General features: G+C 70.8%; 18 protein-coding genes and 1 pseudogene. 11 read left to right on the top strand and 8 right to left on the bottom strand.

The genetic code is table 11. From position 1 onward, the window contains the following. Positions 1–40 precede the first annotated feature (40 nt). Positions 41–2104 (top strand): MDR family MFS transporter, encoded by a 2064-nt coding sequence (locus CLV71_RS08140; RefSeq protein ID WP_279588715.1) that lies wholly within the window; start codon positions 41–43, stop codon positions 2102–2104. Positions 2105–2171: 67 nt separating this feature from the next. Here CLV71_RS08140 and CLV71_RS08135 read toward each other — a convergent pair whose 3' ends face one another. Beyond that, on the bottom strand, positions 2172–2702 hold the full coding sequence (locus CLV71_RS08135) for a hypothetical protein (protein WP_133902026.1): 531 nt from the start codon (positions 2700–2702) through the stop codon (positions 2172–2174). Positions 2703–3048: 346 nt separating this feature from the next. Here CLV71_RS08135 and CLV71_RS08130 point away from each other — a divergent pair, with 346 nt between their 5' ends. Next, complete coding sequence (locus CLV71_RS08130) at positions 3049–4239, top strand: PQQ-dependent sugar dehydrogenase (protein WP_133902025.1); 1191 nt, start codon at positions 3049–3051, stop codon at positions 4237–4239. 267 nt (positions 4240–4506) lie between these two features. On the opposite strand, the gene CLV71_RS08125 is transcribed toward CLV71_RS08130, so the two are convergent. Continuing rightward, entirely contained in the window at positions 4507–5826 is a 1320-nt protein-coding gene (locus CLV71_RS08125) for a lanthionine synthetase LanC family protein (RefSeq protein WP_243866293.1), read from the bottom strand. A 49-nt stretch (positions 5827–5875) separates the two neighbouring features. Between CLV71_RS08125 and CLV71_RS08120 the strand changes: the two genes are divergently transcribed. Continuing rightward, positions 5876–6442: a hypothetical protein gene (locus tag CLV71_RS08120; RefSeq protein ID WP_133902024.1), complete on the top strand. Its 567-nt coding sequence runs from the start codon at positions 5876–5878 to the stop codon at positions 6440–6442. 131 nt (positions 6443–6573) lie between these two features. Here CLV71_RS08120 and CLV71_RS08115 read toward each other — a convergent pair whose 3' ends face one another. Continuing rightward, positions 6574–7131 carry a mycothiol transferase gene (locus CLV71_RS08115; RefSeq protein WP_133902023.1) on the bottom strand — a complete coding sequence of 186 codons (558 nt, stop codon included), beginning with the start codon at positions 7129–7131 and terminating at the stop codon, positions 6574–6576. Positions 7132–7141: 10 nt separating this feature from the next. After that, positions 7142–8251 carry an aromatic ring-hydroxylating oxygenase subunit alpha gene (locus CLV71_RS08110; RefSeq protein WP_208297460.1) on the bottom strand — a complete coding sequence of 370 codons (1110 nt, stop codon included), beginning with the start codon at positions 8249–8251 and terminating at the stop codon, positions 7142–7144. Positions 8252–8282: 31 nt separating this feature from the next. On the opposite strand from CLV71_RS08110, the gene CLV71_RS08105 reads away from it, so the two are divergent. The 4 genes from CLV71_RS08105 to CLV71_RS08090 are packed head-to-tail and all read left to right on the top strand — an operon-like array spanning position 8283 to position 10653. Beyond that, positions 8283–8576, top strand: a complete 294-nt coding sequence (locus CLV71_RS08105; RefSeq protein WP_133902022.1) for a DUF1905 domain-containing protein — start codon at positions 8283–8285, stop codon at positions 8574–8576. Between the two features lie 46 nt (positions 8577–8622). Then, entirely contained in the window at positions 8623–8853 is a 231-nt protein-coding gene (locus tag CLV71_RS08100; protein WP_133902021.1) for a hypothetical protein, read from the top strand. Next, positions 8850–9317 carry a Clp protease N-terminal domain-containing protein gene (locus CLV71_RS08095; RefSeq protein WP_133902020.1) on the top strand — a complete coding sequence of 156 codons (468 nt, stop codon included), beginning with the start codon at positions 8850–8852 and terminating at the stop codon, positions 9315–9317. Before CLV71_RS08100 ends, CLV71_RS08095 begins: the two co-directional genes overlap by 4 nt. A 10-nt stretch (positions 9318–9327) precedes the next feature. Continuing rightward, positions 9328–10653, top strand: coding sequence for a serine hydrolase domain-containing protein (locus CLV71_RS08090; RefSeq protein ID WP_133902019.1), 1326 nt, complete (start codon positions 9328–9330; stop codon positions 10651–10653). A gap of 9 nt (positions 10654–10662) precedes the next feature. Here CLV71_RS08090 and CLV71_RS08085 read toward each other — a convergent pair whose 3' ends face one another. The 4 genes from CLV71_RS08085 to CLV71_RS08070 all read right to left on the bottom strand — a co-directional run bounded on the left by CLV71_RS08085 (position 10663) and on the right by CLV71_RS08070 (position 15974). After that, positions 10663–11106 carry a hypothetical protein gene (locus CLV71_RS08085; RefSeq protein WP_133902018.1) on the bottom strand — a complete coding sequence of 148 codons (444 nt, stop codon included), beginning with the start codon at positions 11104–11106 and terminating at the stop codon, positions 10663–10665. A 55-nt stretch (positions 11107–11161) separates the two neighbouring features. Continuing rightward, entirely contained in the window at positions 11162–12265 is a 1104-nt protein-coding gene (locus CLV71_RS08080) for a serine hydrolase domain-containing protein (protein ID WP_166664000.1), read from the bottom strand. Between the two features lie 104 nt (positions 12266–12369). Next, the gene (locus CLV71_RS08075; RefSeq protein WP_133902016.1) at positions 12370–13197 is read right to left on the bottom strand and encodes a DUF6299 family protein; all 828 of its coding nucleotides are present in this window, start codon (positions 13195–13197) and stop codon (positions 12370–12372) included. 197 nt (positions 13198–13394) lie between these two features. Beyond that, positions 13395–15974: a glycoside hydrolase family 2 TIM barrel-domain containing protein gene (locus tag CLV71_RS08070; protein WP_133902015.1), complete on the bottom strand. Its 2580-nt coding sequence runs from the start codon at positions 15972–15974 to the stop codon at positions 13395–13397. A 19-nt stretch (positions 15975–15993) separates the two neighbouring features. Here CLV71_RS08070 and CLV71_RS50880 point away from each other — a divergent pair. The 4 genes and pseudogenes from CLV71_RS50880 to CLV71_RS08055 all read left to right on the top strand — a co-directional run. Further along, positions 15994–16248 (top strand): annotated as a pseudogene (locus CLV71_RS50880) (hypothetical protein); the annotation flags it as partial. Then, positions 16130–16555 (top strand): hypothetical protein, encoded by a 426-nt coding sequence (locus tag CLV71_RS08065; protein ID WP_133902014.1) that lies wholly within the window; start codon positions 16130–16132, stop codon positions 16553–16555. The pseudogene CLV71_RS50880 and the gene CLV71_RS08065, both read left to right, overlap by 119 nt. An 82-nt stretch (positions 16556–16637) precedes the next feature. Further along, positions 16638–17336: a response regulator transcription factor gene (locus CLV71_RS08060; protein WP_133902013.1), complete on the top strand. Its 699-nt coding sequence runs from the start codon at positions 16638–16640 to the stop codon at positions 17334–17336. A gap of 3 nt (positions 17337–17339) precedes the next feature. Continuing rightward, on the top strand, positions 17340–18677 hold the full coding sequence (locus tag CLV71_RS08055) for a sensor histidine kinase (RefSeq protein ID WP_133902012.1): 1338 nt from the start codon (positions 17340–17342) through the stop codon (positions 18675–18677). The last annotated feature ends 62 nt before the right edge of the window (positions 18678–18739 follow it).

Below are 18739 nucleotides of genomic sequence, written 5' to 3'. Positions count from 1 at the left end.
TCGGAATGCGGGCGCGTCCCCGCGGTGTGATGGTTGGGCCGTGACCACCACCGACATCTCGCAGGTCAAGAGCGACCCGGCCCCGCCGATGCTGGACAACCGGCGACGGAACATCGTCTTCGTGACGATCATGCTGGGCATGCTGCTCGCGGCACTCGACCAGACGATCGTCGGCACGGCACTGCCGACGATCGTGTCCGACCTCGGTGGCGCGGCACACATGTCGTGGGTGGCGACGGCCTACCTGCTCGCCGAGACCGTCGCGACGGCGCTCGCGGGCAAGTTCGGTGACCTGTTCGGCCGCAAGCTCGTCTTCCAGCTGTCCACGGCCATCTTCATCACCGGCTCGTTCCTGTGCGGCACGGCGACGAACATGACCCTGCTCGTCATCTGGCGCGGCCTGCAGGGCGTCGGCGCGGGCGGCCTGCTCGTCACGGCGATGGCGTTGATCGCGGACGTCATCCCGCTGCGGGAGCGCGGCAAGTACCAGGGTGCGATGGGTGCGGTGTTCGGCGTGGCGACGGTGATCGGCCCGCTGCTCGGCGGGTTGTTCACCGACCACCTGTCGTGGCGGTGGGCGTTCTACGTCAACGTGCCGATCGCGATCATCGTGGTCGTCCTGGCGGCGCGGACGATCCCGGTGGTGCGGTCGGCGGCCAAGGTCGTCATCGACTACCTCGGCATCGGCCTGGTCGCGGTCGGGTCGAGCGCGCTGGTCCTGGCGACGAGCTGGGGCGGCAGCGAGTACCCGTGGGGCTCGTCGGTGATCATCGGGCTGTTCGCGGGCGGTGCCGTCGCGCTCGCGTTGTTCTGCTGGGTCGAGACCCGTGCCGCGGAGCCGATGCTGCCGATGCGCCTGTTCCGCAATCCGGTGTTCGCGGTGTGCTCGCTGCTCAGCTTCATCGTCGGCTTCGCGATGCTCGGCGCGATGGTGTTCCTGCCGAGCTTCCTGCAGTACGTGGACGGCGACTCGGCGACGCTCGCGGGCGTGCGCACGCTGCCGCTCGTGGTGGGGTTGCTGATCGCGTCGATCTTCAGCGGCAACGTGATCAGCAGGACCGGCCGGTACCGGTACTTCCCGATCGTGGGGTCGCTCGTGATGGCGTTCGGGCTGTTCCTGCTGTCGCGGATGGACCAGCACACGAGCGCGTGGGTGTCGTCGCTGTACATGCTGGTGCTCGGGCTGGGGCTGGGGCTGTGCATGCAGGTGCTGACGATCGCGGTGCAGAACACCGTGGACTACGCGGACCTGGGGACCGCGACGTCCGGGGTGACGTTCTTCCGGACCCTGGGTGGGGCGTTCGGCACGGCCGTGTTCGGCACCATCTACACGAACGCGCTGACCCCGGACCTGACGTCGGCAGTGGTTGCCGCCGTCCGGACGGGCGCGGCCGACCCACGGGTGATCGAGGCGGCCGCCCAGAGCCCGCAACGCCTGCACGCGTTGCCGGTGGCCACCCGCGAGCCGCTGGTCCAGGCGTACGCGGATGCGCTGCAGACCGTGTTCATGTGGACCATCCCCATGGCGCTGCTGGGTTTCGTGGTGGCGTTGTTCCTGAAACAGGTGCGGCTGCGCGACAGTGCCCGACTCAGCTCGACGGACATGGGTGAGGGCTTCGGTTCGCCGACCGGTGCGGACTCGAAGCGGGCGCTGGAGGCGGCGGTGGGGCGCATCCTGGCCGCGACGGAGTCGGACGCGCTGCGGCGCCTCGTGGCCGAGTCCGGCACGCGGCTGGATGTGGCGGGGGCGTGGACGGTGATCCAGGTGGAGGTGGCCACGCGCCGGTTCGGCACGGCGGACCTGGAGCAGGTAGCGCTGCGGCGACGGGTGCCGCCGGAGGTGCTGGCCCCGGTGTTCGACCGGATGGTCGCCGACGGGTACCTGAGGCGGGAGGGGTGGACGTACGAGCACACGGAGACCGGCCACCAGGAGGCGGAACTGATCCGCGAGGCATGGGCAGGCTGGCTGGAGCGACAGGTGGAACAGGACCTCGGCCGCCAACCGGAGACCGACCTCCGCGAGGCCGTGGCCACCATAGCCCGCCGAATCCTCTCCGAGGACGACACGATCGGCACCCGCCCGGTGGCCGTGGCCGCCGGCTAGACGCACTGAAGGACTCCTTCGTAACGCTGGGCGTCAGGAAGGAGTCCTTCAGTGCGTCGCGGGCGCTTCAGCCGTAGACCTGGCCGTGGCCCGTGCCGTACAGCATGACGGTGTAGGTCTCCTGGTTGTCCTGGCCGGGGATCATCGAGTCCTCCTTCACCGTGATGCTCAGGGGCAGCGCGGCGATCGGGGCGGTCTCGGTGCCCACGTTCGACGGTTGGCCCGCGGTCACGTGGATGTCGATGTCGTTGTTGTAGCCGGGGTCCAGGTGCACGATGTCCACCCACGCGGTCGGGATGAACGCGCCGCCGCCCCGGTACTTGGCGCCGTACATCCAGAACACCCGCATCGTGATGGTGGTGTTCGACTCGTGGTCCTCACCGAACGGGTTCCAGATGTACCAGGAGCTTCGGTAGGTGACGTCCTTGTAGTTCGGGCCTGCCGCCTCGGACAGGTCGGTGGTCCAGTTCGACCCCTCCGGCACCGCGTTGGCCTGGTCCGCCTGCACGTTGACCACGGACTCGCTCTTCTCGACGAGCCACCAGGCCTCCTTGATCGCGTTGGTCACCGCGGTGACCTTCGCCAGTGCCCCAGTCATGCCAACTCCTCCTCGGTCATCTCCTCGACGTCGACGACCTCGATCTGCTCGTCCGTCTCCTCGAACTGCACGCCACGTAGCTCGGCGCGCGCCTCCTGCGCCTCGTTCTCCGTCATGTCCTGTACCTCTCGCTCACCGGGTCCCGCTCATTGAACGCCGCGACACCCCCTCGACCCCTGCCCGTTCGGGCGGCTTTGAGGGCCGCCGGGAGGTGCTGACCAGCTCGGACGCGCCCGCGCCGCCAGTCCCGGTCGCGCACTGGCCATGGTCGAATACGAGGCGGTATGGTTTGGGAGCGCTCCCAGAAAGACCTCCGGTATGTTCCTGCCATTCCGAGGAGTTCGGTATGCCGCGACACCGTCGTCGCCTGTCGGGTGCCATCGCAGTCGGCGCCCTCGCTCTTTCCCTGTCCACCCCCGGACCGGCCGCCGCGGTGGGACCGGTGCCCCTCGACCAGATCACGGTCACCACGACCCAGCTCGTGCCCTTCGGCCTGCAGCGACCCGTCGCGCTCGCCGGGCTGCCCGACGGACGCATGCTCGTCGTCGAGAAGCAGGGCACCGTGCGTGCCTACCACCCCACCACCGGCCTCGCCGCCGACCCGGTGCTCGACATCCGCGACCGCGTCGACATCAGCGGCAACGAGCGCGGGTTGCTCGGCATCGTCCCGGCGCCCAACTTCACCGCGACCAGACTGGTGTACATCGCCTACACGAGCCTGCCTTCCGGCACGCTCACGCTCTCGCGCATCCAGCTCGGCAACCCGGCCTCCGAGAGGGTCCTGCTGACCCAGCCGCACGCGGAGTTCTCCAACCACAACGGCGGCCAGCTCGCCTTCGGCGCCGACGGCTACCTGTACTGGTCGCTCGGCGACGGCGGCAACGCCGCCGACCCGTTCGGGAGCGGCCAGAGCCTTTCCACGCTGCTCGGCAAGATCCTGCGCATCGACGTCAACCGGACCTGCGGTGCCCTGCCCTACTGCGTGCCGCGCGACAACCCGTTCGTCGGCGTGGCGGGCGCGCGGCCCGAGATCTGGGTCTACGGCGGCCGCAACCCGTGGCGCTTCTCCTTCGACAAGCTCGACGGCTCGCTGTGGATCGGCGATGTCGGCCAGGGCACGCGCGAGGAGGTCGACCACCTCAGGCGCAACCAGGGTGGCGCGAACCTCGGCTGGTCCTGCCGCGAGGGCACGACCGTGTTCAACCCGGACCGCTGCGACCCCACCAAGACCTACACCGACCCGGTGTTCGAGTACCAGTCGTCGGTCCAGGGCTGTGCGGTCATCGGCGGCATGGTCTACCGGGGCAGGCAGTACGCGAGCCTCGTCGGCGGCACGTACGTGGCGACCGACTACTGCTCGAACACCGCGTGGGCCGTGCGGGCCAACCCGAACGGCACGTACACGAACGGCACGATCGGCGAGTTCCCCACTCAGGTGACCTCGTTCGGTGTCGACCGTGACGGTGAGTGGTACGTGGTGAACGACCTGCCCGGCCAGATGTTCAAGGTCGGGTTCACGCGCACCGCACGGAGCTGACGCCCTCCACTGTGGACACGACGGTCACGACGGCTGGGACCACCCCTCGAGGCCCCAGACGTCGTGGCCGTCTCCCTCCCCGACCACCACGATGCCCGTTCTGCCCCGCCGTGCCATCCGCTCCCGGTCGGAGATTCCGGCTGCACCAGAACCCGGTGCCGTCACCTGATCGTGGTAAGACCCTCGGGGGACCCGACCACGGCGGACGGACCCCTGCGACCATGCGTTCGCTGTGGGCGGAACCATGCCCGGCCGCGCCCTGGCCGGTCACCGGTCGGTGGTCCACCACGAGTCCATCCGCGCGACCACCGCGGCGTCCCGGTCCAGGCGGCTCACGCGGAACAGGTACGCCGCGATGCCGGCCGCGCCCTGCCCCCAGCCGACGCCGGGCGGCAGCAACGGCTCGGCGTCGCGGTGCTCGGTGAACCGCCAGTACGCGTGCGGACCCGACACGACCGCCCGCTCGACCAGGGTGTCGGCCAGCAGCAGCGCGAACGCCAGGTCGTCGGGATCACCCGACCGCTGCCACGAGCTGAGGAAGATGTCGGCCACCCCGGCGGTCCCGCAGCAGCGGCCGTCGTTGTCCCAGAAACCCGGGTACCGCCGCGCGGGCAGGCCCGACGCGCGGACACCGTGCAGGCACCGGCGGTGCCACGTCAGCGGCGCGTCCCCCGCCACCTCCGCGACACCCGCCCGGTGCAGGGCCGAGAACAGCAGCGACGTGCCCGCACCGCCGTGGCACCAGTTGTGCGTGAACTCGTCCGCGTCGATGTCGTCGCGCGGCACGTAGTGCGGCACGGCGAAACCCGCGCCGTCCAGTGTGCCGAGCGTGACCAGGTGCTCGGCGCCCCGCGTTGCCAGAGCGGTCAGGTCGGGGCGGCCGAGCTCGGCGCCCGCGACCGCCAGCGCCGACGCGATGCCGGACAGGCCGTGGGAGAAGTTGGGCATGTCCCGCCGCGCCCTGGTCAGGTAACGCTCCGGCACGAACGGCCAGTTGACGCCCGTCGGCAGGGTCTCCATCTCGTCGACGAGCACGGCGGCGGCCGACTCGGCCAGCTCGCGGGCCTCGGACACGCCGTTGCGGTGGGCCCACACGGCGGCGAGCAGCACGCCTGCCGTGCCGAGGGTGACGTCGTTGAACCGCGCGTCCGGCAGGAGGTCGGCAGGCTCGAAGTCGGACTGGACCCAGCCGGTCGGGGTCGCGAGCTGGTTCAGGCGCAGCACGGCCGCCCGCGTGCCGGGCGCGTCGAGCGCGGTGAGGACGCCGATCGTGCTGACGAGGCCGTCGAAGAAGGTGTAGCTGGTCTCGTCGGGAGTCCCGGTGGTCAGCTGGTCCGCGATGGCGTTGGCCAGGTCGGTCTCCTCGACCGTCCACTCGCGGCAGTGCGCGATCTCCGCCAGCACGTAGGCCAGGCCGCCGACTCCCATGTGGAAACCGTTGCGGTAGGCGGGATCCAGCTCCGGCCCGGGCACCGACTCCGGGATCGACGGTCCGTCGTTCCAGCGGATCTGCGCGAGCACCCACCGCCAGGCGGCTTCGGCGGTGTCCCGGTGCTGAGTACTGTTGACGTGGTGCGAGGCGCTCATGGCTGATCCCTGGACCCGTTGGCGGAACGACGTTTTCGGTGATCCTTACATGGTGTGGCACGACGGCCCCGACTTCACCCGGCTGTCGCGCCTGGCCGCGGCCCAGCCTGCCGAGGTGGCAGGCATGCTGGCCGCCGGACTCGAGGCGCAGGACCCCCTCGCGGCGCAGTCGATCGTCGCCCTCGCGGAGGAGGGTATGACACCGGAGGGCGCGGAGACCCTGCTGCGTGCCGCGGCCGTCGACGCCACGGAGGCGTTCCTCGTCCGCGTGGCCCAGGCCCTGCACATCGTGACCGGCGACGAGTCGTGGGCCGGGCCGGTCGCGTCGGTCCTGGCGTCGGACGCGTTCTGGGGCGTGCGCATCGACGCCGCCGCGGCCCTCGGCCAGTTCGCGCCGACCCCCGCACTGGTCGAAGCCCTGGGCCGAGGCGTCGTGGACGACGAGTACCTGGTCCGCTACCACTCCGCGAACACGCTCCTGCACTACGCGGGCCGCGCGAAGAAGGACATCTCGGAGTACCCGGCACTGTTCGACAAGATCACCTCGGACGGCGCCGCGACCGCGGGCGAGGCCGCGGCCACGCTGACCGCGGAGGCGTTGAAGCGCATCAGCTAGTTCCTGATTCGCTGTGGTGAACCGAGACGATGCCTGCGGCCGGTCGGTCGCGGACGGCACCCTCGGATCGCCGAACCGCGGTCGACCTCGGCCCGCGGTCCCGTTGACCCAAGGCCGCTGTGCGGGAGCGGCTAGCTCCTGGGTTGCCATCCCGGTGGTGGGTCCTCGCCGACCCGTCCGTCGACGGACTCGCGCAGCAGGTCGGCGTGGCCGGTGTGGCGGCCGTACTCCTCGACCAGGTCGCAGACGAGGCGGCGCAGGCTCGCGTGCCTGCCGTCCGGGCCGGACACGTGCACCGGCCGGTCCAGGCCACCGTCGGCCAGGGCACTCGCCAGGCGGGCACGTGAGCGGGCCACCGCCCCGTCCCAGTACCCGTACAGCTGCTCCGGTGTGTCGGCCGCGGCCGACGTGAACGGCCACTCGAACTCGTCGTCCCACTCGGCGGGCCGCCACGGACCGCCGATCGGCTCGCCTGCCAGCTTGACGGTGAACGTGTAGTCCTCCACGACCGCCAGGTGCTTGAGCAGGCCGCCGATCGTCAGGGACGAGGCACCCACGCGGGTGGTCAACCCCTCCGCGTCGAGGTCGTCCGTCTTCCAGCGGAACGTCGTGCGCAGCCGCTCCAGTGCCCCGAGCAGGTGCTCCACCTCGGTCCCGGCGAGTGGTGGTTCCCACGGCGTGTCGGTCACGAGCGCCACCCTAACCCGGCGGCGTGCCCAGGTAGGCGTTGCCGATCATCGTGACCCACTGGTGCACGGCGTCCTCGGCCGGGGCGAACGGTCCCGGCCGGAAGTGCGGTGACGCGAGGCCGCGCTGCACCGACTCGCACGCCGCCCAGTCCTGACGGTTGGTGCGGTCCCAGAACTCCTCCGCGTAACCGACGTCCTCCTGGAGGGCGTACCACGAGCACTCGATCCATGTCGTGTCCGGGGCGCGTGGTCGCAGCCGGTGCGTCATCACGTAGTCCGGGTGCAGCGACAGCAGGAGGTCGGGGAACAGCGCCAGGTACAGCACCCGGCGTCGGTCCACGCCGGGCAGGAACGTGCCCGAGGACCGGCCGTCCAGCGACATCGTCTCGGCGTGGTCGCGCAGGTCCATCGCACCGCCCACCCACGCGCCGGGCAGGTCGTAGTTGTCCCCGCTGGTCGGCGGGGAGACCGCGCACAGCTCCGGGTGGATGTGCGGGCAGTGGTAGCACTCGTGGTAGTTCTCGACGACCACCTTCCAGTTGGCGCGCATTTCGTACTCGTGCCGCGCCCCCAGCGTCAGGCCCTCCGGCGCGTACGGCGCCACCAGGTCGGCCAGCGCGCCGACATGCCTCGCGAACGGGCCTGCGTCGCCGGTGCCGTTGACGAACACCCAGCCGTGCCAGACCTCGACCGGCAGCGGCACCAGCCCGTGGTCGGCGGGCGTCTCCGCGAAGCGGGGCGCCGCCCGCAGCTCGCCGTCCAGGCCGAAGACCCACGCGTGGTACGGGCACACGACGACCGGCCGCGCCGACGTGCCGTCCTCGGGCAGCAGTTCGTGGCCGCGGTGCCTGCACGTGTTCGCGAACGCCGTCACGGACTCGCCATGGCGGGTCAGCAGCACCGGGATGTCGCCTGCCGTCACCGCGCGCTGGGTGTGGTCGCCGAGCAGCTCGTCGAGGCGGCCGGCGCACGTCCAGGTGCCCGCGAACAGGTGCCTGCGTTCCCAGGCGAGCACCTCGGGTGCCGTGTAGGCGCGGGCGGGCAGCATGGTCGAGGTGCCGAGCGGGCGGAGCGCCTGGTCGAGGTCGCCGACCGGCGCTGGGGGCCAGGATGGGGACACGCCTCGACGGTAGCCGTGCGAGGCTGCCCGCGTGGAGTTCGTCTTCGATGCCGAGTTGTGGGTCTGGGAGGCGCGGCGCGACGACAGCTGGACGTTCGTCCGTCTGCCGCTCGACGTGTCCGAAGAGATCGGTGAGCTGTCCGGGCCGCCCCGCGGGTTCGGGGCCGTGCGTGTGCGGGTCCGGGTCGGGGCGACGACCTGGCGGACCTCGGTCTTCCCTGACAGCTCCAGCGGGTGCTACGTGCTGCCGGTGAAACGGGCCGTCCGCAGGGCGGAGTCCGTCGAGGCGGGGGACGTCCTGACGGTCACCGTCGCGCTCGTTTAGCAACCCTGGTTGACTAATGCGAGATTAGTCAACTACGGTTGCTTACATGTCCGAGGTTCCCGTACCGACCGACCCCGCCGACGCGCTCGCCGCGGTGGCCGCGCTGCGCAGGCTCGCCGACCGGCTCGAGGACGCGGCCGTCGAGCAGGCCATGCGGGTGGGCTGGGGCTGGCCGCGCGTCGCCGAGGCGCTCGGCGTCACGCGCCAGGCCGTCTACAAGAAGCACGCCCAGCGGCTGATCGCCGCCGGGGTCAAGCTGAGGAGGCGCGAGGGGTGAGTCCCATCGACAGGTACCTGCACGCGGTGATCATGCGTGCCGGCCACGAGGCCCGTGCGGACGGTTGCCGGACCGTCGAGGCAGAGCACCTGCTGCTGGCGGTGGCCGCGGAACCCGACCCGGTGGTGACCGGGCTGCTGGCCTCGGCAGGGCTGGACCGGGCCGGCGTGGAGACCGCCCTGGCCCGCGAGTTCGAGCACAGCCTGAGCGTGGTCGGGGTGTCCGCGTCGGCCTACGAACTGCCGCCGCCGAGCCGGCTGCCGGTGCATCCCGGCATGGGCACGTCCGCGAGACTGGCGCTGGAGCGCGGGTTCGCGTCGGCGCCGCGCAAGAAGGACCTGCGGCCAGCGCGCATCCTGCTCGGCATCCTGTCCGCCCAGGCAGGCACCGTACCGAGGGCGTTGGGCATCGCGGGCGTCGACCAGGACGCGTTGCTCGCCGGCGTCCGCGCATCCGTTTCCTGAGGGAGAACCCATGCTTTCCTCTGTCCCCGAGCTACTCGCGGAGTACGGGGTGCCCGGCGCGACGATCGGGATCCTGCACGACGGCGAGATCACCGAGAAGTCCTTCGGCGTCCGGGACGTGACGACCGGCGCACCCACGACCGCCGACACCGTCTACCAGGTCGGTTCGATGACGAAGACCTGGACCGCGTTGGCGTTCATGCGGCTGGTGGCCGAGGGAAAGGCCGACCTCGACACTCCGGTGCGGACGTACCTGCCGGACTTCCGCGTCGCCGACCCGTCGGTCACCTCGGCGGTCACGCCACGCCAGTTGTTGAACCACACCAACGGGATCGAGGAGGACTTCGGCGATCCCGGCGAGGACGACGACGTGCTGGCGCGGATGGTCGCGAACATCGCCGACGCACCGCAGGTCTTCCCGCTCGGCCACACCCACGGCTACAGCGCCGCGCTCGGCTACGCGATCCTGGCCCGCGTCATGGAGGTCGTCGAGGGCAGGCAGTGGGACGACATCGTGCGCGACCGTCTCCTCCGGCCGTTGGGACAGAACGACACCGACACCCGGCACGCGGACGACCCGCGTGCCGCGACCGGCCACATCCTCCGTTCGCTCGACGAGGGTCCGATCGTGACGCCGATCGACCACCTGCCCCGCGCGTTCGGCCCCGGCGGCAACATGACCTCGACGGTCCGGGACGTGCTCACCATGGCCAGGGTGTTCCTCGACGGCGACCTGCTCCCGGCCGGGGTGCTTGCGGAGATGACGCGTTCCCGCGTGCCCGTCCCGGATCCGTACCTGTTCGGGCCGGAGTGGGCACTCGGCCTGATCGTGTGCGACTGGCACGGCGAGACGGTCTACGCGAGCGACGGCAGCACCATCGGCCAGAACTCCCGGCTGCGCATCCTGCCCGAGCACGACCTGGCGATCACCATGCTGACCAACGGCGGGCCCAGGGAACCGTTCTACAGGACGGTGTTCAACGAGATCCTGGCGAAGTTGGGGGCACCGACGATCCCGGAGCTGCCGGAACCGGACCCGACCCTACGGCTGGACCCGGCGCGCTACACCGGCGTCTACGCCCGCCCCGGTACCCACTACGAGGTGACGGCCCCGGACGGGAACCTGTGCCTGACGTCGACCCTCGACCCGATGCACGCCAGTTTCACGGGCAGGCCGGAACGCATCACCTACGACCTGTTCCCCATCAGCGACACGCACTTCCTGATGCCGCCGGGCAGTCCGCTCGAGGACCCGCAGACCGTCGCGATCTACGACTTCGCCGACGGCGCCGCACGCTACCTGCACACCAACTGTCGTGTGACGCCACGGGTCTGACCACCGGAACTATCGGGACTGGCGGGTCTGTGCCGCGATGATCCCGGCCTTGATGTCGACCGGCAGGTCCACCACGATGACCTCGATCTCCAGGCTGCGCAGGGCATGCGCGGCCCACGACGACGCGGCCGTGAAGTGGTGGGCCGCGCCGTGGTCGGACAGGCACAGCACCATGCGCGGCTGGACCCGCAGCGTTCTCGCGACGTGGAGCAGTTTCAGCGCGTCGGCCAGCACCTTGTTCTGCTGCGCGGGCTTCGGCCGTCCCTGGTGCGCCCATGTCTCGACCAGGATCGTCTGTCGCTCGTCGGCGCCGTCGACCTCGACGTGCACACCGTCACCGAGCACGATCCGCAGCGGCGTGAGTACGACGCCGAGACTGGAGCCGAGGCGGTCGAGCATGATCCGTTCGGCCTGGAGGTGCTCACGGCTGTAGCCGGTGTGGTTCGGAGTCACATGGAGTAGTCGCCGACCTTGTTCCTGTCGTGACGGGATCGGCGCGACTCCGGGGTCACGAACAGAGCGCCGTCCCCACCGCGCCACGCACGTCCGCCGTGCTCCCGTCGGTCAGGTGGCCGTTCACCACCACGAACGCCGACCGGCCGTCCCGCGTCGCCGCGGTGAACGAGTCGAAGCCCGGCATGTCGCCCGCGTGGCCCCACGCCACCCCGCCGCACGGCAGCGGTATCTCCCGGATGCCCAGGCCGTAGTCGGTTCCGTCGGCCGGCACGGTCATGCGCAACTCCGCCAGCAGGTCGGGACGCAGCAGCCCGCCGGACAGCAGGGCACGGACGAAACGCGTCATGTCCTCGCCCGTGGACACCAGTGCCGCCGCGGCACCCGGCAGGCTCGGTTCCAGCTCGGTCACGTCCGTCACCGGGCGGCCGGGGAACGCGTAGTACCCGTGTGCGTGCCTGCCGGGGATCGCCTTGTCACCCGGCGCCGGGTACGACGTCCTCGACAGCCCGAGCGGCCGGATCAGCCGGTCGGTGATCTCCGTGCCGACGAACCGTCCCGTCACCGCCTCGACCAGCATGCCGAGCACGATGTAGTTCGTGTTCGAGTACGCCCAGCCCGTGTCCGGCGCGAACAGTGGCGGGTGGCTCAACCCGACCGCCACCAGGTCCTCCGGGCGCCACGGGTGGTCGCCCGAGGTCGGGTCGGACAGCACGTCCTCGACGTAGTCCGCCAGCCCGCTCGTGTGCCGGAGCAGCTGGCGAACGGTGATGCGGGCGCCGTCGTAACCGTTGCCCCGCACCAGACCCGGCAGGTAGTCCGCGATCGGCGCGTCCAGTGCGACCCTGCCCTCGCCGACGAGCCGGAGCACCACGGTCGCCACGAACATCTTGGTGTTGCTGGCCACGCGCACGCGGTCGTCCGGGCGGATCGGCCGGTCCGTGCCCAGCTCAGCGGTGCCGCTGTGCACCGACCACCGCCCGCGCCGGTCCTGCGCGTACACCATCGCCCCTGGCGCGCCCGCCGAGGTGAAACCGTCCACAATGGCCTGTGCGGCGGCGTGGCCGTGCGTGCTCGCGGACGCGGGCGTGACACAGCAGACGCCGACCGCGAGTGCGGCCGAACCGGCGAGAAACCTTGCCCCCACGGAAGAAGTCATGCGGCCGAACGCTACGGACACCCGGGACGCGCGGCCATCCGGCAGACCCCCGTATGCCCGTTCGGGCCGGCCCACCGACGAGGGCCGGCCCGAACGCGTCATGCTCAGGCGCCCGCGCGCAGGCGCACGACCTCCAGCGTCTCGTAGACGTTGCAGCCGATGGCGTTGCAGCCCGCCGTCAACGCGAGGGTGGCCGCCCGGCCCTTGACGAACGTGCCGCTGTCCGCCGTGACCTCGGCGCTCCAGTCGGCCGTGCCGTCGCAGGTCAGGTCCGTCACCTCGAAGTCGCCACGCACCTGGGCGTTGTCGGCCTGCTGCTGTTGCAGCGAGCCCTGCAGGACCACGAGGTCGGCCTCACCGACGCACGTGTAGGTGCCCGAGATCGTGGCGGTGCCGCTCGCGTTGGCGGTGCCCACGTCGTTGACGGTCATCGACACCTTCGGCGCCGGGCCGGACTCGCGCACGGTGAACGAGAGCTGTCCGCCCGGCACGTCCGGGGTGTCGCTGAAGGCCATCACGTAGTACGTCTCGCCGGGGCTGGTCTCGAACCCGACCGCGTCGGGGCCGCAGGCGATGACCGAGAGGCTGCCGGGCGTGCCGGTCGCGATCATCACGCCTGCCGTGAAGTCGGACTTCGACACGTCCACGACGATCGCCGGCGCGGTGCCCGCGGGCACCGTGTACCAGACGCTGCCGTTCGTGGCGGGCGCGCCACACTGGGCGTTGAGTGCCGCGTCCTCCTCGTCCGTCGTGGCCTCGGTGGTGTCCACGACCTCCGCGAACGGCAGCTCGGTGATGACCGTCGCGGTCGCGCTCGTGTCGTTCGACGGCACCTCGGCGCTCGCGGGCGCCGCGCCGAGCACGACCGCGGTCGCCATGCCCGTCACCAGCCCGAGCAGCTGACCGGTCCTGGCAAGTGTTCGTATAGCCAATGGATTCCCTTTCCCCAGAAAGTCACGTGGCTGGACCACGCAATCCGTCCGTACAGACGCACCGGGTAGCCGCGAAGTTGTCCTCTTTCGTGAGCGCGGTCTTTTGTGGGGGAATCGCGGGAAAACCGTCGGGAGCCAGGCCTTGCGGCGCACCCACCGGTACTGATATCGAGTGAAAGGAATTAATGTTCAAGTTTCTACTTCTTGACGGGCAGGGCCAGCCGCGCCGTGCGCAGTCCGGGGGCCGACGCGGTCAGCACCAGCACACCCGGCCGCCTGGCCGGTCGCAGGATCGCGAGCGCCTTGCCGTGCCAGGTGTGCCTGCGCGGTAGCCGGAAGCTGTCGACGTTGTGCGGGTTGCCGTTCCCGACGGCGGCCAGCCCGCCTGCGCCCGTGACGTCGAAAGCCACCTCCACCACCGAGTCCGGTACGACCCGGCGGTGCTCGTCGACCACCTCGACCAGCACGTGCGCGAGGTCGTCGCGGCTCGTGGTGAGGTCGCGGACGTCGCAGGTGAGCCGCAGTGCGGCGGGCACGCCGACCGTGCGCAGCGCCGTACGGCCGATCTCGCGGCCCGCCCGGTACGCCACCGCGGTCAGCTCACCCGGCCGGTAGGGCACGGTCAGCGTCGCCATGGCCCGTTCCGGCACGCCGGTCGCGACCTCGGTTCCGTCCAGCAGCACGGAAACCGCGTCGCCGGGGGTGTAGACGTGTACGACCATCGGATGGTCGGCCTCGACGTCCCAGGTCCAGCTCGCCAGCTCGTCGAAGTACCCCCACCACACGGCGACCTGTTCGGTGCCGGGCGGTGTCGGGCGCTCGATTAGCAGCTCGACGGGGCTCGCGCCGGACACCGCGGCCCGCCAGTGGTTCTGCGGCTTGCGCTGGCCGATCAGGTCGAAGTCACCGCAGTTGGCCTGGAAGTACGGGTAAGGATAGCCGAAGCCGCCCCAGCCGTGGTGCAGTGTGCGGGCGATCGACCAGCCGGGCATGACGCTCTGGTCGCCGATCTGGGCCGCGGTGCCGACCGGCGGGATCATCGACTTGCCGATCCCCGCCTCGCCGAGGTAGTCCCACGCCGCCCACACCCAGGTGCCCGTGGCCCAGGCGTTCTCGGCCGCGAACGTCACGTCCTGGTGGATCGTCGCGGGGAAGGTCTCGTTGTGGGTCATGGCCTTCGCGGGGTTCGCGGCATGCATCTGGGCGTAGCCCTTGCCGTTCGCGTTGTAGTGCACGTCGTTGACGTCCACGTACTGCCACGACGGGTCGTCGGCGGTGAAGGTAGAGCCGCCGCCCAGCGTGATGGGGCGCGTCGTGTCGAGGGTGCGCAGGTGCGCGGCCATCTCCGCGCCTCGCGCGCCGTGGGTGTTGTCGGTGATCTCGTTGCCGAGCGACCACATCACGACACACGGGTGGTTGCGGTCGCGCAGGACGGTGCCGGTGAGGTCGGCCTGCCACCACTGCGCGAAGTGGAGTGAGTAGTCGTCGGGGTTCTTGCCGGTGTCCCAGACGTCGAACAGCTCGTCCATGACCAGCATGCCGAGGCGGTCGCACGCGTCGAGCAGGGCGGGGGTCGGCGGGTTGTGGGCCGTGCGGATGGAGTTGAAGCCGGCGGCCTTGAGGATCTCGACCCGGCGTTCCTCGGACCGGTTCAGTGCCACCGCACCCAGGGGACCGTGGTCGTGGTGGACGTTGCCGCCCATGATCTCGACCGGCCTGCCGTTCAACAGGAAGCCGACCTCGCCGTTCCAGGTCAGCGTGCGGACGCCGAACGTCGTGGTCAGCTCGTCCACCTTCCTGCCGTGGACCAGGATCTCGGTGTGCGCGGTGTAGAGGTTCGGTGTCTCCGGCGACCAGCTCATCGGGTGGTCGACAGCGAGTTCGAGCGTGGTTTCCGAGGTGGCGCCCTGACTCGTGGTCGTCGTGGTCTGCCTGGTGGCGACCTCGCGGCCCCTCGGGTCGCGGATGGTGACCCGGGTGGTGGACCGCGTCGTGCCGGTGCCGTGGTTGGCGGTGCCGACGTTGACGCTCGCCGTGGTGCGGCCACCCGTCTCGGTGGTGGTGACGTGTACGCCCCACAGCGGGATGCGCACCGGGCCGGTGACCGTGAGCCAGGTGTGGCGGTAGATCCCGGAGCCCGAGTACCAGCGGCTGTTGCGGCCGCTGTTGTCCACGCGGACGGCGAGGACGTTCCCGCCGGGGCGCAGGTGCGGGGTCAGGTCGTAGGCGAAGGTCGTGTAGCCGTACGGGTGGAAGCCGAGGTGGGTGTCGTTGAGCCAGACGTCGGCGTTCTGGTAGACGCCGTCGAAGCGCAGCTCCACGTGCTGGTCCCCGGTCCGGGGCAGGCGGAACTCCTTGCGGTACCAGGCGATGCCGCCGACGGTGTAGCCGATCGAGCCGCCGTTGGCGCTGTTCTGGGGGTCGAAGGGACCGATCACGTCCGGCAGTCCCGGGATGGTCGGCGGCTCGGCGGGGACCAGCAGGGACGGGTCGGCGGTCACCGCGCCGTTCGTGTCGGTGGCGTAGGGGAGGTCCTCGATGCTCCAGTCGTGCGGGAGGTCCAGGGCACGCCACTGGGAGTCGTCGAAGGCCGATGCCTGCGCGCCGGGGGCGTCGCCGCGGTGGAAGCGCCAGCCTTCGTCGAAGGACCGGTCCCTCGGCGGCGGGGACGGGTCCGCGGTCGTGGAGGTCGTCTCGAGGGCCAGCAGGCTCGCGGCCGCGGCGCCAAGTTGTATTGCCCGCCTGCGGGTCGCTTCGCCAGTCGATTCGTCGCGCATCTCACCCTCGATCCCCGTCATGGGAGCGCTACCGAAAATTTCGGCAACCTTTCCGTTAATCCGAATCGGAGTATGGCTGCTGGCGTTGGGATGTCAAGCGTTCCACCCACCGCCGGCCCGCACTGAAGGACGCCTTCGTAACGCCGGGTGTACTGATGGACGCCTTCGTAACGCCGGGTGTACTGATGGACGCCTTCGTAACGCCGGGTGTACTGATGGACGCCTTCGTAACGCCGGGTGTACTGATGGACGCCTTCGTAACGCCGGGTGTACTGATGGACGCCTTCGTAACGCCGGGTGTACTGATGGACGCCTTCGTAACGCCGGGTGTACTGATGGACGCCTTCGTAACGCCGCGCGTACTGAAGGACGCCTTCGTAACGTCCCGCGTTCTGAAGGGCGCCTTCGTAACGCCCGGCGTACTGAAGGGCGCCTTCGTAACGCCGCGCGTTCTGAAGGGCGCCTTCGTAACGCCGCGCGTACTGAAGGAGTCCTTCAGTGCGGTCGGGCGGGCCGCAGCGGAGGGGGCCGCCGGTCCCTGCCTGACCCTTCCCTCCCGCTCGTCCTTTTCTTCCCGGTGAGTCGGGAATTCCCACCCACCCCGGGTCACATGTTTTTCTCAGGTTTTCGGCGCATTATCGGAGGGTGGGAGAAGGTGATGAGATGCCGCATACCACGCGCCTGCTCCTCGTCGAGGACGATCCGGTTATCGGGCGGGTGCTCGATGCCGCGCTCCGTCGCGACGGGTACGACGTTCGCTGGCATCCCAGTGGTGGCGACGCCGTGCGGGACGCCGCGGCGAGGGAGTTCGAGCTGGCGCTCGTCGATCTCGGACTGCCCGACGTGGACGGCCTGGCGGTTTGTCAGCGGTTGCGTGAATTGCGCCCATCGTGCGTGGTTGTCGTATTGACCGCGCGGGACGAGGAGGTCGATATAATCGTCGGGCTCGAGTCCGGAGCCGACGACTATCTGACCAAACCCGTTCGGTTGGGAGAGTTGCGGGCGCGGATTCGGGCGCATTTGCGGCGTTGGCTCTCCGTGCCCGTTGTGCGTGGCCCTTTACGGGTCGGGGACCTCCGCCTCGATTTGCCGGCCCGGCGGGCCGCGGTGGGGGAGCGTGTATTGCCATTGCGTGCCAAGGAGTTCGACCTGCTGGCCAGGCTGGCCGCGACGCCGGGGGTCGCCGTGCGCCGTGAGACGCTCATGTCCGACGTCTGGGACACGCGCTGGTACGGCCCCACCAAGACCCTCGACGTGCACGTCGCCTCCGTCCGGCGCAAGCTCGCGGAGGCCGGTGGCGACCGGGTGCCGAGCATCGCCACCGTCCGGGGGCACGGCTACCGCCTCGAGCCGGCGGACTGACCGGTGCGCGGGCGGATCGTCACGTTGGCGGTGTCCGCGGCCGTGCTGGCGCTCGTCCTGTTCGGGGTGCCGCTCGCCGCGGCCGTGGCCGGGTACTACGCCGACGACGCACGCGCCGAGCTGGAGCAGGGGGCCGACACCGCGGCGCTCACCGTCGTCCCCGACCTGCTCAAGGGGACCGTGCCACGCACGCTGCCCGACCTCGGGCACGGCACCACCGTCGCCCTCTACCGGACCGACGGGACGCGCTGGACCGGGACCGGACCCGCGACGGTCGCGGTGTCCCTCGCGTCGGACGAGGTTGTCGAGGCCGACACCGACAGCGAGCTGGTCCTCATGGCGTCCGTCGGGGACGGGGAGCGGGTCGTCGGCATCGTGCGGGTCGCCTCGTCGCGCGGCGAGATCTACCGGCGCGCCGTCGTCACCTGGCTCATCATGGGCGGACTCGGGCTCGTGGCCGTCGCGGGCGTGTGGCTGCTCGCGCGCCGCCAGGCCACCAGGCTCGCGCGACCGCTCGAGGACCTCTCCAGCGCCGCCTACGAGCTGGGCGCGGGCAACTTCACCGTCGCCACCGCGCGGTCCGGCATCGCCGAGATCGACTCGGTCGGGGCGTCCCTCGACACCACCGCCGCGCGGCTGAGCGACCTCGTGGCGCGGGAACGGGCCTTCACCGCCGACGCCTCCCACCAGCTGCGCACCCCGCTGGCCGGGCTCCGGCTGGAGCTGGAGGCCGCGCTGGACCTGCCCGACGAGGAGCTGCGGCCGTCGATCACCGCCGCGTTGGAGAGCGCCGACCAGCTTGAGGGGACCGTCGCGGATCTCCTCGACCTCGCCCGCAACGTGCCTGCCCGCGCGGGACTCGAACCCGTCGGCGGCCTCCTCGACCGGCTCGGGCGGGACTGGACGGGCCTGCTCGCCGAGCGGGGCCGTGCCCTGCGCGTGACCGTCCCCGACACGGTCGGCGGCAGGCTCGTCGTCGCGCCCGTACTCCGCCAGATCGTCGCCGTGCTGCTCGACAACGCCCTGCGCCACGGCGACGGCACGGTCACCGTCGCCGTGCGGGACCTCGGGTCGGCCATCGGCGTCGACGTTTCCGACGAGGGACCCGGCGTCGCGGCGGACCCGCTCGCCCGCGCCACCATGGACACCTCCGGCCGCGGCCACGGCGAGCTGCGCGACCTCGCCGCCACGATCGGGGCACGGACGGTCCGCACGAGACACGGCATCGGCCTGCCGCTCGCACGCAGGCTCGCCGAGGCGGAGTCGGGGCGGCTGTGGCTCGCGACCCCCACGCCACCCACCTTCACCCTCGTCCTGCCGACACACGGGGAAACCGGCTGATGCGTCCCTTTTGTGCTGGTTAAATTCCTGGGAAAGAATGCGGGAGCCATCGCGGCGACGCG

Origin of the sequence: Actinophytocola oryzae, from assembly GCF_004364325.1 — a bacterium.
GTDB classification, from domain to species: Bacteria; Actinomycetota; Actinomycetes; order Mycobacteriales; family Pseudonocardiaceae; genus Actinophytocola; species Actinophytocola oryzae.
This window is presented reverse-complemented; position numbering and strand designations above follow the sequence as displayed.

Coding starts and splice junctions, on each gene's coding strand:
- CLV71_RS08100 (WP_133902021.1), top strand. CDS start 8,623: ATGTCCGAGGTTCCCGTACCGACCGACCCCGCCGACGCGCTCGCCGCG.
- CLV71_RS08065 (WP_133902014.1), top strand. CDS start 16,130: ATGGACGCCTTCGTAACGCCGGGTGTACTGATGGACGCCTTCGTAACG.
- CLV71_RS08080 (WP_166664000.1), bottom strand. CDS start 12,265: ATGACTTCTTCCGTGGGGGCAAGGTTTCTCGCCGGTTCGGCCGCACTC.
- CLV71_RS08135 (WP_133902026.1), bottom strand. CDS start 2,702: ATGACTGGGGCACTGGCGAAGGTCACCGCGGTGACCAACGCGATCAAG.
- CLV71_RS08060 (WP_133902013.1), top strand. CDS start 16,638: ATGCCGCATACCACGCGCCTGCTCCTCGTCGAGGACGATCCGGTTATC.
- CLV71_RS08125 (WP_243866293.1), bottom strand. CDS start 5,826: ATGAGCGCCTCGCACCACGTCAACAGTACTCAGCACCGGGACACCGCC.
- CLV71_RS08130 (WP_133902025.1), top strand. CDS start 3,049: ATGCCGCGACACCGTCGTCGCCTGTCGGGTGCCATCGCAGTCGGCGCC.
- CLV71_RS08070 (WP_133902015.1), bottom strand. CDS start 15,974: ATGCGCGACGAATCGACTGGCGAAGCGACCCGCAGGCGGGCAATACAA.
- CLV71_RS08090 (WP_133902019.1), top strand. CDS start 9,328: ATGCTTTCCTCTGTCCCCGAGCTACTCGCGGAGTACGGGGTGCCCGGC.
- CLV71_RS08120 (WP_133902024.1), top strand. CDS start 5,876: ATGGTGTGGCACGACGGCCCCGACTTCACCCGGCTGTCGCGCCTGGCC.